The organism is Mycobacterium sp. 1245852.3 (assembly GCF_001669335.1).
In the GTDB taxonomy this organism is placed as follows: Bacteria; Actinomycetota; Actinomycetes; order Mycobacteriales; family Mycobacteriaceae; genus Mycobacterium; species Mycobacterium europaeum_A.
This window is the reverse complement of sequence record NZ_LZLL01000168.1, coordinates 1-12,197: the sequence shown is the minus strand read 5'-3', so window position 1 is coordinate 12,197 and position 12,197 is coordinate 1. Positions and strand designations below refer to the sequence as shown.

Here is a 12,197-nt window from a genome sequence, read left to right as displayed (position 1 = left end):
CGGCTCGGCTACGGGCCCCCACCCGGCTACGGGGCGCCGCCCCGGCCCGCGTTCAGCGTCGGTGACGCGTTCGGCTGGGCCTGGAACGCATTCACCAAAAACCCTGTGGCGCTGATCGTTTCGGCTCTCGTCTACGGGGTGCTGTTCGGCATCGCGTCCGCCCTGGTCGGCCTGAGTCAAAGCGTGGGTTCCACCACGAACAGCTCCGACGACGACTACTTCACCTTCACCGCGAACCTTAACGGCGGTGGGCTGGCGCTGCTCATCCTCGGCTATCTGGTCGCCTACCTCGTAGGGGCGTTCGCCCAGTCCGCTTTCCTGTCCGGCTGCCTGGATCTGGCCGACGGGCGGCCGGTGTCCATCGGGTCCTTCTTCAAGCCGCGCAACTTCGGCACGGTGTTTCTGGCCGCGCTGTTGGTCGGCATCCTCACCTCGATCGCCTCGGCGTTGTGCTTCCTGCCCGGGCTGATCCTGGGGATCTTTGCCCAATTCACCATCCCCTACGCCATCGACCGGTCCGAGCAGCCGATCAAGGCCCTCACCTCCAGCTTCTCCACCGTCACAGCGAACTTCGGCAACGCCCTGCTGGTCTGGCTGGTCGAGGTGGCGCTGTTCTTGGTGGGCTTCCTGGTGTGCGGCGTCGGCCTGCTGGTGGCGGCCCCGGTCGCCTCCCTGTTCGGGATCTACGCCTACCGCAAGCTATCCGGCGGACATGTGGTCCCGGTGCAGCAGGCGGGATACCAGTCCGGTCCGCCGCCCGGGCCCGCGCCGGCCTAGCGCCGCGCGCAGGTCTTTCGATTACGGCCGCGTTCGCCGCGTTTGCGGTGCGCTGCGCCGGGTCGGCGCGTGTGATGGGATCGGCGATTATGAACATCAAAGTGGCGCCGGGGCTCGCCTCCGGCCACACCTTTGATTGGCCTTTGCCGACATGACATTCGGCACCGGCGCACCGGCTGGACCCGGCTCGATGGCGGGCACCGCACGCTATGACGCCGACCGGCTGCTGGCCGGCTACCGCGCCGCGCGCGCCCAGCAAGCGCTGTTCGACCTGCGGCACGGCCCGGCGAGCGGCTACGACGAATTCGTCGACGGGGACGGCAACGTCCGCCCGGCATGGGGCGAACTGGCCGACGCCATCGCCGAGCGTGGCCGCGCCGGGCTGGACCGTCTGCGCTCGGTGGTGCGCGACCTGATCGACAACGACGGCATCACCTACACCGACGTCGAGCCCGGCGGCCGGGCCCTAGAGCCCAGGCCCTGGCAGCTGGACACCCTGCCGATCGTGCTGTCCGCGGCCGACTGGGAGGTGCTCGAGGCCGGCCTGCTGCAGCGGTCCCGGGTGCTCGACGCGGTGCTGGCCGACCTGTACGGGCCGCGCAGCCTGCTCACCGAGGGCGTGCTGCCCCCGGAACTGCTGTTCGGTCATCCCGGCTACGTGCGCGCGGCCAACGGCATCGAAATCCCGGGCCGTCACCAGCTTTTCATGCACGCCTGCGATGTCAGCCGACGACCGGACGGCGCCTTCATGGTCAACGGCGACCGCACCCAGGCCCCGTCCGGCGCCGGGTACGCGCTGGCCGACCGGCGCGTCGTCGCGCACTCGATTCCCGACCTCTACGAACGAATCGCGCCGCGGCCCACGACACCGTTCGCCCAGGCGCTGCGGCTGGCGCTGATCGACGCCGCACCCGATGACGCCCAGGACCCCGTGGTGGTGGTGCTGTCGCCGGGCATCTACTCCGAGACCGCGTTCGATCAGGCCTATCTGGCCACCCTGCTGGGTTTCCCGATGGTGGAAAGCGCCGACCTGGTGGTGCGCGACGGCATGTTGTGGATGCGCTCGCTGGGCACCTTGAAACGCGTCGACGTGGTGCTCCGCCGGGTCGACGCCGACTACACGGATCCGCTGGACCTGCGCGCCGACTCCCGGCTCGGGGTGGCCGGTCTGGTGGAGGCGCAGCACCGCGGGACGGTGACCGTGGTCAACACCCTGGGCAGCGGGATCCTGGAAAACCCTGGGCTACTGCGCTTTCTGCCCGCCATGGCCGAGCACCTGCTGGCCGAAACCCTGCAGCTGCCCACCGCGCAGGTCTATTGGGGCGGCATCGCCAGTGAACGCTCACACCTGCTGGGCAAGCTGTCGTCGTTGTTAGTGAAGTCCACCGTCGGCGCGGAAACCATTGTCGGCCCGGCTCTTTCGTCACACCAGCTGAGCCGCTTGGCCGCGCGCATCGAGGCGATGCCCTGGCAGTGGATCGGCCAGGAGCTGCCGCAGTTCTCGTCCGCGCCCACCGACCACGCCGGCGTGCTGTCGTCGGCGGGCGTCGGCATCCGGCTGTTCACCGTCGCCCAGCGGGGCGGTTACGCGCCGATGATCGGCGGCATCGGTTATGTGCTGGCCCCCGGGCCGGCCGCGTATGTCTTGAAAACCTCTGCGGCGAAGGATGTCTGGGTGCGGCCCACCGAGCGGGCACACGCCGAGGCGATCAGCCTTCCGACGCCGGAGGCACCGGCGAAGACGGCCGCGGGCACCTGGGCCGTCAGCTCACCACGCGTGTTGTCCGACCTGTTCTGGATCGGCCGTTACGGTGAGCGCGCGGAAAGCATGGCGCGGCTGCTCATCGTCGCCCGCGACCGGTTCCACGTCTACCGCCACCATCAGCAGAGCGAGGAAAGCGAATGCGTGCCGGTGCTGATGACGGCGCTGGGCCGCATCACCGGCACCGACATCGCGGCCGACAGCGACGGCGACCACGCCGAGATGATCGCCATCGCCCCGTCCACGCTGTGGTCGCTCACCGTCGATCCGCACCGGCCCGGCTCCCTGGTGCAATCGGTGGAGGGTCTGGCGCTGGCGGCGCGGGCGGTGCGCGACCAGATGTCCAACGACACCTGGATGGTGCTGGCCGGCGTGGAGCGCGCGCTGGCGCTGAAAAGCGAACCGCCGGAATCGCTTTCGGAGGCCGACGCGCTGCTTACCGGGGCGCAGACTCAGACGCTGGCCGGCATGCTGACGCTGTCGGGGGTGGCCAACGAGTCGATGGTGCGCGACGTGGGCTGGACGATGATGGACATCGGCAAGCGGATCGAACGCGGGCTGTGGCTGACGGCGCTGCTGGGGGCCACCCTGACCGTGGTCCGCGGCGCCGCGGCCGAACAAACCATCATCGAGTCCACCCTGGTGGCGTGCGAGTCCTCCGTCATCTATCGGCGCCGCACGGTGGGCAAGGTCAGCGTGGCCGCCATGGCCGAACTGATGCTGTTCGACGCGCAGAACCCGCGGTCGCTGCTGTACCAGGTGGAGCGGTTGCGGATCAACCTCAAGGACCTGCCCGGCTCCTCGGGCTCGTCGCGCCCGGAACGGCTGGTGGATGAGATCGGCACGCTGCTGCGGCGGTCCCATCCCGCCGAGCTGGAACGGGTCAGCGACGACGGCCGCCGCGCCGAGTTGGCGGAGCTGCTCGATGCGGTGCATGTCGAGCTGCGCAACCTGGCCGAGGTCATCACCACCACCCAGCTCACGCTGCCCGGTGGAATGCAACCGCTGTGGGGTCCCGGCGTACGCCGGGCGATGCCGGCCTAGCCGGACGACGATGCGGCCCGCAAAGCGGGGCGAGGAGGAGTGCGGCCATGCGGCCTAGCCGGACGACGATGCGGCCTAGCCGGCGATCGCCGCGGGTCCCCTGGCCTCCGAGGTGATCTCGTCGATCACGGTGTGGATGAACTTCATCTTCTCGAGCACCGCGGCCGGCAGCACGAACGGGTAGAGGTCGTCGTGGCCCATCGAACGGTTCACCATGTTCAGCGACCACGACAACGGCAGCCACATGTCGATGATCGTCTGAAAAGCGCTGGGCCCCAAGACCGGCCGGTCGAAGGTCGCCGTCGCCGGTGCGAATCCGCACCACGCCGAGGTGTCCAGCGCGTCGCGGATGTGCAGGTAGTGGGCGAACGTCTCGGCCCAGTCCTCGGCGGGATGCATGGTCGCATACGACGACACGAAGTCGCCCTGCCATCCCTGCGGCGGGCCGTCGCTGTAGTGGCGGTCCAGCGCCGCCTGGTAGTCGGCGTCGGGATCGCCGAACAGCTCGTTGAACTGCGCCAGGTAGTCGCTCGACGGGGCGATCAAGCGGTAGAAGTAGTAGTGCCCGATCTCGTGGCGGAAGTGCCCGAGCAGGGTGCGGTAGGGCTCGTCCATCTCGACCCGCAGCTGCTCGCGGTGCACGTCGTCACCTTCGGCCAAATCCAGTGTGATGACGCCGTTGTCGTGTCCGGTCATCACCTTCTCCTTGGCGCTGGACAGCAGATGAAACGCCAGGCCCTGCTGCGGATCCTCGTCGCGGCCGATGATCGGCAGCTTCAGCTCGTGCAACTCGACGATCAGCCGGCGCTTGGCCGCCTCGGCCCGGGCGAACTCGGCCAGCCCGGCGGTGTCGGCGTCGTTGGGGCGCACCGTGGTCAGCGAGCACGACTCGCACAGCCGGCCGTAGTTGTTCTTCGGCACCAGCCAATTGCACTCGGCCAGATGCAGGTTGCCGCACAGCTGGTACTCGTCGGCGTCCACGGCGCCGGCGTGCTCGCCTTCGTTGCCCCGGGCGATCACCAGCAGTGCCATCTGGTTGAGGGAGAAGCCCAGTGCGCTGCCGCACGACAGGCACGCCGAATTCTCGAATGCCAGACGCTGACCGCAGTTGGGGCAGTGGAAATCACGCATAAAGCACATCACCTTCGAAAGGCACCACGTCGACGGCGACGTCGATCACGCTGTGTTCTGAGTTGGTATAGATGATCCCCCGCAGCGGCGGGACGTCGGCGTAGTCGCGTCCCCGGCCCACGACGATGTAGCGCTCGTCGACCATCTGGTCGTTGGTGGGATCAAGCCCCAGCCACTCGAATTGGCCTGCCTGCTGCGGTGTCCACACCGCCGCCCAGGCGTGGGTGGCGTCGATGCCGATCATTCGATCCTTTCCGGGTGGCGCGTCGGTGGCCAGGTATCCGGAAACGTAACTGGCCGCCAGACCGTTGGCTCGCAGGCAGGCGATCGCCAGCCTGGCAAAGTCTTGACATACCCCTTCCCGGGCGGCCAGAACCTCTTTGACTCCGGTGGAAATCGTCGTCGATCCCGACCGGTAGGTGAAGTCGGTGAAGATGCGCGACGTCAGATCCCGCAGCACCTCGATCAAGGGACGGCCGGGGGTGAAACTGGACGCCGCGTAGTCGCGGATCTCGTCGGTGATCTCGGGCGGATTCAGGTCCAGGGTGAACTCGGTCGCCAGCGCCCCGCTGCGTCCGACCGGACGGGCCGATTCCCACGGTTGGGCCGCCGGCCCGGCGCCGTACAGGTCCGGGCCGGGCGGGTAGACGTCGACGATTGAATCGCTGGTCACCTTCAGGGCGCGGTGCGGCTCGGTGACATGGAAGTAGGAGCTGACGTTGCCGTAGCTGTCCTCGCTGGTGGAGCTGTCGCCGGGGGCCGGCTCGATCATCAGCCGGTGCGCGACGCAGCGCTGCCGCAGCGAGTCGCGCGGGGTGAGGAATCCGCGACCGTAAGAGCTGGTCACGACGTCGGAGTAGCGGTACTCGGTGCGGTGGGTCACCCGATGGCGACGGGCGGCCCCGCCGCCGTATCCGCCTGGTTCTGCTGGCAAGCGCGTCCTCCTGTCCACCGCTGATCTCATCACATGCCGGCCGCTCGCGTGGGGTCCGCAGACCGCGCGGTCGGCCACCGTTTGCCGATCCGGCGGCACTCACGCCAAAACGGGAGCACAATCGTGTTGTGGCCACGTGGGGCGAGGTCGCCCGCATCGTTGGTGAGCTGGCACTCACCTCCGAGCCGTCACCGCACGACTGGCGGGTCGGCAAGAAGTTGCTGGCCTGGGAGCGGCCGCTGCGGCCGTCGGAGCGTGAGGCGCTGGAACGCAACGGTCTCCCATCCCCGCAGGGCGACATCCTCGGTGTCCGGGTGTCCGACGAGGGCGTGAAGTTCGCGCTGATCGACGACGAACCGCGGATCTACTTCACCACCCCGCATTTCGACGGCTATCCCGCGGTGCTGGTCAACCTGGCCGAGATCTCGGTGCGCGACCTCGAGGACCTGATCACCGAGGCGTGGCTGACCCAGGCCCCGCGCAAGTTGGTCCAGGAGTTCCTGGCCGACTCGCGCTGAATCGCTCAGACGGTTCGAAGGTCGATGACCCGTTGCAGGTCATCGACGCAGGCGCTGACGACGTCCGCGAGGATCACCTGCGTCTTCTCCCGCGCCCCGGATTGCAGTTGCGCGGCGTGGTGGCGCGCCGAGGCCGTGTACGCGCACGCGCCCGCGGGGTCGGGATCGGCCAGCGCGGTCGCCGCCGCCAGCACCACCAGCACGGTGTGCACGGACTGCGGCAGGCGCTCGCGCCCGCCGTCTTCACCGGGTGCGACGGCGCGGACCAGCTGGAGCACCGAACCGGCCAACAGCGCCACGTGCACGGCCTGATGGTCGGCCGCCGAGATCGCCTCCCGCAGCCCCCAGCGCCGCGGCGCGATGGTGACGACGTGACGCGCGGTAGTGCGCGCCTCGAGCAGCCCGCTGAGCTGTTCGTGCACCCGGTCGACGGCCGCCAGCGGCCAATCCGGCGGCGGCGCCTTGCGTCCGGCGGCGATGTCCGCCGCCCGGGCCATTACGTCGTGCAGCACGCCGAGCACCCCGACGCGCGCGTTGCGCAGCACCTTGCGCGGGTCTGCGGGGAACAGCAGGACGGCGAAGACGATGGCCACCGCACCACCGATCAGCGCGTCGAAGATACGTTCAAACCCGACGCCGCCGCGGTACAGCGCCAGCACCAGGATCGCCGACACCACCGTCTGGTTGGCGAACATCATCCCGTGCCCGATGAAGCCGCCCCCGATGAACACCGCGGCGCCCAGCGCCACCACGGCGGCGACCCCGATGGGCACGTCCCCCGGCCCGAGCAGGCCCTGCACCAGCGAGCCCACCCCGATGCCCAGGGTCACCCCGATCATCATCTGGATGGCGCGCTGCGCCCGGAGCACGTTGCTGGTCGACAACGACACCGCGGCGGCGATCGGCGCGAAGAACGGCTGCGGGTGCTGCAGGACGTCGTGGGCCAAATACCAGGACAGGCCCGCGGCCACTGCGGTCTGCACCAGGTTGAACCAGACCGTCCGCAGCCGCTTACTGCCGGCACGCGCGACCGCGGCAACCAACGAGGGCGCCGCCGGCCGCGAAGTGCCCACCGGCTAGGTCCGGATTAACTCGAACAGCGGGATCACCCGGCTGGTCTTGGCCTGGTACTCGGCGAAGCCCGGCGCGACGGCGGTGACCTTGTCGAAGAGCGCGGCGCGCTCGTCGGCGGGCAGCTCGCGCGCGGTCACGTCGAACGCCTGCACCCCCTGCGGGGCGCCGACCTCGACCCGCGCCCGGGGGTTGGCCCGCAGGTTGTGCACCCAGGCCGGGTCCTTGGGCGCGCCGGCGAAGGAGCCGATGATGATGAGCTTGCCGTCGATCTCGAAATAGGCCAGCGGCGACACCCGGGGCTGGCCCGACTTGGCGCCGGTGGTGTGCAGCAACAGCAGGCTGGCGCCCTCGAACTGGCCGCCGACCTTGCCGTCGTTGGCCCGGAATTCGTCGATGATGCTCTTGTTGAATGCGTTGACGTTCTCGGCGTCAGGGGTTTGAGTCATGCCCGGTCAACCTTGCCCGGCTCGGCGTCTATTCCGCTCGACAAACACCCGGACACGGTAATGGGTTTTGACGGCGGCTCAAAGCCGCCGATGAAACGGCGACCTCACGGCCAGGCCGAGGCAAAGGTGATCACCAGGACATCGCGCTGGGCCGGCATCGAGCCGTCGATCGGCCGGATCGGGGACACTCCGTGCAGGGTGCGACGGTCGTCGCCCAGCAGCAACGCGCCGGGATCGGCCAGCGTCGTCACCAGCAGCTCTCGGCCGTCGGCGTCGCACACCGTGCTCTCGCCGCCGCTGGCGTTGCGCCGCCCCACCAGCAGGGAGCTGACCAGGGTGACGCCGTCGCGGTGCATGCCCTCGGGCGTCGGGCGCCCGCCCTGCTCCATCGAGGACAGGGTGCGAAACGGATGCACCTTGACGTTCCAGTTCACGACGTCGTCCAGGCCCGACGCGACCCGGGACAGTAGCCCGATCACCTTGTACAGCAAGGGATCCCCGGCGAACGCGGCCGTCAGCGGCTCAAACTCGCGCTGCCTGCCGACGTAGAGGGGGTTGGAGTCCTCCGGCTGCACGAACGTGTGCTCGGGAATGGGGCGCAGCGCCCCGTCACGAAACGAGTACTGGCCGTAGCGACGCAGCCGCCGCACCCCCAACTCCGCCGCGTACGCGTCGGGCGCCAGCCGTTCCCAGTGCCGGGCGAACCGCTTCCAGTCCTCACGCCCCGCACCCAGGCTTCGCTTCACCTCGACGGCGGGCAGCAGCGCGGCTCCGGCCATGGCAACCTGCTGGGCCGCGGCGGCCACCGGGTCGGCGTTCGCCCGCTGCACGGAAAGAATGCGGGTCACCGCGCGGGGATACCGCACCGGGCGAGCCGCAAACCCGCTCGCCTTCGGGGTAACGCTGCCGGGCCGGGCGCATCTCGGGCAGGATATGCAGCATGGCCGATCAACCCGAGGTGCGCAGCGACAAAATCACCGTGCCGCAACGCATGGACGCGAACCACGTGCGCGCGCTGGCGATGCAGAAGGCGCAACACAAGGTGAGGCGGGGCCACCGGGTGTCCGATCTGGAACTCGGTGACAGCAGCCCGGTTGACGGCCAAGACGTGGAGTGGTCTTACACCTACCGAGTGGTATAGGCGCCGCTAACCGCGCCCGGGCTTGGCGTCTATCCCGGACTCCTTGCGCTGCTGCGCGGTGATCGGCGCGGGCGCCTCGGTGAGCGGGTCCACGCCGCCGCCGGTCTTCGGGAAGGCGATGACCTCGCGGATCGAGTCGACGCCGGACAGCAGCGCGTTGATCCGGTCCCAGCCGAACGCGATGCCGCCGTGCGGGGGCGCACCAAAGGTGAACGCCTCCAACAGGAATCCGAACTTCTCCTGGGCCTCGGCGTGGTCCAGGCCCATCACCGCGAACACCCGTTCCTGGATGTCGCGGCGGTGGATACGAATCGACCCGCCGCCGATCTCGTTGCCGTTGCAGACGATGTCGTACGCGTCGGCGAGCACGTTGCCGGTATCGGTCTCGATGTCGCCCTCGTGGCCGGGCTTCGGCGAGGTGAACGCGTGATGCACGGCGGTCCACGCCCCCGAGCCGACGGCCACGTCACCCGCGGCGGTCGCGTCGTCGGCCGGCTCGAACAGCGGCGGGTCCACCACCCAGACGAACGCCCAGGCGCCCGCGTCGATCATTCCCAGCCGGTGGGCGATCTCGCCGCGGGCGGCCCCCAGCAGCGCCCGCGACGGCTTCGGCGGACCCGCCGAGAAGAAGACGCAGTCGCCCGGCTGGGCCCCGACGTGGGCGGCCAGGCCGTCACGTTCGGCGTCGGACAGGTTCTTGGCGACGGGACCCCCCAGCGTGCCGTCGTCGGCGATCAGCACGTAGGCCAGTCCGCGGTGACCGCGCTGTTTGGCCCACTCCTGCCAGCCGTCCAGCGTGCGCCGCGGCTGTGATGCCCCACCGGGCATCACCACCGCACCGACGTACGGCGCCTGGAAGACGCGAAATGTGGTGTCTTTAAAGAACTCTGTGCAGTCGACCAGCTCGAGGCCGAAGCGCAGGTCGGGCTTGTCGGAGCCGAATCGCCGCATCGCGTCGGCGTAGCTGATCCGTGGGATGGGTCGGGGAATCTCATACCCGATCAACGCCCACAGCGCGGACAGGATCTCCTCGGAGATGGCGATGATGTCCTCGGCGTCGACGAAGCTCATCTCCATGTCGAGCTGGGTGAACTCCGGCTGGCGGTCGGCGCGGAAATCCTCGTCGCGGTAGCAGCGGGCGATCTGGTAGTAGCGCTCCATGCCGGCCACCATCAGCAACTGCTTGAACAGCTGCGGGCTCTGCGGCAGGGCGTAGAACGAGCCGGGGTGCAGGCGGGCCGGCACCAGGAAGTCGCGCGCGCCTTCGGGGGTCGAGCGGGTGATCGTCGGGGTTTCGATCTCGACGAAGTCATGCTGGGCGAGCACCGACCGCGCCGCGGCATTCACTTTGGAGCGCAACCGGATTGCCTCGGCCGGCCCGTCGCGGCGCAGGTCCAGATAGCGATACTTGAGCCGCAGCTCCTCGCCGGCGGGCTCGTCGAGCTGGAACGGCAGCGGCGCGCTCTCCCCCAGCACCGTCAGCGACGTGGCGTTGACCTCGATGTCGCCGGTGGCGATCTCGGGGTTGGCGTTGCCCTCCGGGCGGATCTCGACCACACCGGAGACCGCGACGCAGAACTCGGCGCGCAACCGGTGCGCCTGGGCCAGCACGTCCTCGGCGCGGAACACCACCTGGGCGATCCCCGAGGCGTCGCGCAGATCGATGAAGATGACGCCTCCGTGGTCGCGGCGGCGGGCCACCCAGCCCGCCAGCGTCACCTGCTGCCCGGCGTCGCTATTCCTCAGCGAACCCGCGGCATGACTGCGCAGCACAAAAGACTCCTCTTCACCTGGCCAGAACGAGTGCCCAGTCTAAAGGAGGTAATTTCGGTGGCATCGCCACAGACGCTGCTACCAACATCGCCCTGGTCGGTCCCGGCGCCGTCGGCACGACGGCCGCCGCCCTGCTACATCGGGCCGGCCACTCCGTCATCGTGTGCGGGCGCACCCCGCGCGACGTGATCGAAGTGCGACCCGACGGCGCCGACCCGATCGTCGTGCCGGGTCCCGTGCACACCGATCCGGCCGAGGTGACCGGGCCGGTGGACGTGGTGTTGCTGGCCGTCAAGGCCACCCAGACCGAGGCGGCGGGCGGCTGGCTGGCCCGGCTGTGCGACGTCCACACCATCGTCGTGGTGCTGCAAAACGGTGTGGAGCAGGTCGAACAGGTGCAGCCGCTGTGCCCGCAATCCCCCGTCATCCCCGGGATCGTGTGGTACTCGGCCCAGATGCAGCCCGAAGGCTGGGTGCGGTTGCGCACCGAACCGGCCCTGGTGCTGCCCAGCGGGCCGTCGGCGGAGGCCGTCGCCGAGCTGCTGCGCGACGCCGGGTGCCGGGTGGACTGCGACCCCGACATCATCACCGCGGCCTGGCACAAGCTGCTCACCAACGCCCTGGCCGGCTTCATGGCACTGGCGCGCAGGCGGTCTGGGATGTTCCGCCGCGACGACGTCGCCGCCCTGGCGCGCCGCTACGTCGCCGAATGCCTGGCCGTCGCGCGGGCCGAGGGCGCCCGGCTGGCCGACGGCGTGGTCGACGAGTTGGTGGACATGTTCCGCAACGTCGCCGAGGACATGAGCACCTCGATCCTGACCGACGCCGAACATCAGCGGCGGATGGAATGGGACATCCGCAACGGCGTGATCATCCGCAAGGGCCGGGCCCACGGCCTGGCCACGCCGATCAGCGACGTGATAGTGCCCTTACTGGCCGCGGCCAGCGACGGCCCCGGCTAGATTGATTTCATGTTCCCCTGCGAGCGCGTGGATCTGAACTTCATCGACTCGGCACCGTTCGTCTTCAGCAACAGCGTCGACCTGGCCATCACCCCCGAGCAGCTTTTCGAGGTGCTCTCCGACGCCGGGTCCTGGCCGCGGTGGGCGAAGGTGATCACGAAGGTGACCTGGACCAGCCCGGAGCCGCGCGGGGTGGGGACCACCCGCGTCGTCGAGATGCGCGGCGGCATCGTCGGCAACGAGGAATTCCTCGCCTGGGAACCGTTCACGCACATGGCGTTTCGATTCAACGAATGCTCCACCCGGTCCGTGGCGGCCTTCGCCGAGGATTACCGGGTGCAGGTCATCCCGGGCGGCTGCCGGCTGACGTGGACCATGGCCCAGAAGCCGGCCGGCCCGGCGAAGCCGGCGATGGTCGTGGTGGGGCCGCTGCTGAACCTGGCCCTGCGCCGCTATCTGCGAAATCTGCGCAGCTACACCGACTCCCTTGCGACCCGGCAACGTTAGGAGAGCGTCGTGACCTTCAACGAGGGCATGCAGATCGACACCAGCACCGCGTCGTCGTCCGGTGGGGGCGGGATGGGCATGTCGACGCTGTTGCTGAAGACGAACGGTGCCGAGTCGATGAAGTTCAG

Annotated in this window: 12 protein-coding genes; 6 read left to right on the top strand and 6 right to left on the bottom strand. The window is 69.3% G+C overall.

Features of this window, described 5'->3' with window-relative positions; all coding sequences use genetic code 11:
• Both A9W96_RS07475 and A9W96_RS07470 read left to right on the top strand, forming a co-directional pair.
• Positions 1-777, top strand: a 777-nt coding sequence (locus A9W96_RS07475; RefSeq protein ID WP_197499437.1) for a hypothetical protein, incomplete at its 5' end; no start/stop codon positions are given.
• Between the two features lie 190 nt (positions 778-967).
• Positions 968-3,583: a circularly permuted type 2 ATP-grasp protein gene (locus A9W96_RS07470; RefSeq protein WP_156765147.1), complete on the top strand. Its 2,616-nt coding sequence runs from the start codon at positions 968-970 to the stop codon at positions 3,581-3,583.
• 75 nt (positions 3,584-3,658) lie between these two features.
• Here A9W96_RS07470 and A9W96_RS07465 read toward each other — a convergent pair whose 3' ends face one another.
• On the bottom strand, positions 3,659-4,714 hold the full coding sequence (locus A9W96_RS07465) for a putative zinc-binding metallopeptidase (protein WP_067138717.1): 1,056 nt from the start codon (positions 4,712-4,714) through the stop codon (positions 3,659-3,661).
• Positions 4,707-5,678, bottom strand: coding sequence for a transglutaminase family protein (locus A9W96_RS07460; RefSeq protein ID WP_082972091.1), 972 nt, complete (start codon positions 5,676-5,678; stop codon positions 4,707-4,709). The genes A9W96_RS07465 and A9W96_RS07460 overlap by 8 nt, the downstream gene beginning before the upstream one ends.
• Positions 5,679-5,776: 98 nt before the next feature.
• Between A9W96_RS07460 and A9W96_RS07455 the strand changes: the two genes are divergently transcribed.
• Positions 5,777-6,166 (top strand): MmcQ/YjbR family DNA-binding protein, encoded by a 390-nt coding sequence (locus A9W96_RS07455; protein WP_066863545.1) that lies wholly within the window; start codon positions 5,777-5,779, stop codon positions 6,164-6,166.
• Between the two features lie 5 nt (positions 6,167-6,171).
• Here the strand turns inward: A9W96_RS07455 and A9W96_RS07450 are convergent, their stop codons facing one another.
• From A9W96_RS07450 to A9W96_RS07440, 3 genes are all read right to left on the bottom strand, one after another.
• On the bottom strand, positions 6,172-7,239 hold the full coding sequence (locus A9W96_RS07450) for an aromatic acid exporter family protein (protein WP_067138713.1): 1,068 nt from the start codon (positions 7,237-7,239) through the stop codon (positions 6,172-6,174).
• Between the two features lie 3 nt (positions 7,240-7,242).
• Positions 7,243-7,686, bottom strand: a complete 444-nt coding sequence (locus A9W96_RS07445; protein ID WP_067138711.1) for a nitroreductase family deazaflavin-dependent oxidoreductase — start codon at positions 7,684-7,686, stop codon at positions 7,243-7,245.
• Between the two features lie 104 nt (positions 7,687-7,790).
• Complete coding sequence (locus A9W96_RS07440) at positions 7,791-8,465, bottom strand: 2OG-Fe dioxygenase family protein (RefSeq protein ID WP_067138721.1); 675 nt, start codon at positions 8,463-8,465, stop codon at positions 7,791-7,793.
• Positions 8,466-8,626: 161 nt separating this feature from the next.
• Here A9W96_RS07440 and A9W96_RS07435 point away from each other — a divergent pair, with 161 nt between their 5' ends.
• On the top strand, positions 8,627-8,827 hold the full coding sequence (locus A9W96_RS07435; RefSeq protein WP_067138709.1) for a hypothetical protein: 201 nt from the start codon (positions 8,627-8,629) through the stop codon (positions 8,825-8,827).
• 6 nt (positions 8,828-8,833) lie between these two features.
• Here the strand turns inward: A9W96_RS07435 and aspS are convergent, their stop codons facing one another.
• On the bottom strand, positions 8,834-10,600 hold the full coding sequence (gene aspS / locus A9W96_RS07430; RefSeq protein WP_067138707.1) for an aspartate--tRNA ligase: 1,767 nt from the start codon (positions 10,598-10,600) through the stop codon (positions 8,834-8,836).
• A gap of 62 nt (positions 10,601-10,662) precedes the next feature.
• Between aspS and A9W96_RS07425 the strand changes: the two genes are divergently transcribed.
• Together A9W96_RS07425 and A9W96_RS07420 are read left to right on the top strand one after the other, a co-directional pair.
• Positions 10,663-11,562, top strand: coding sequence for an oxidoreductase (locus tag A9W96_RS07425; RefSeq protein ID WP_197498168.1), 900 nt, complete (start codon positions 10,663-10,665; stop codon positions 11,560-11,562).
• Between the two features lie 9 nt (positions 11,563-11,571).
• Positions 11,572-12,069, top strand: coding sequence for an SRPBCC family protein (locus tag A9W96_RS07420; protein WP_067138705.1), 498 nt, complete (start codon positions 11,572-11,574; stop codon positions 12,067-12,069).
• Positions 12,070-12,197 lie beyond the last annotated feature (128 nt).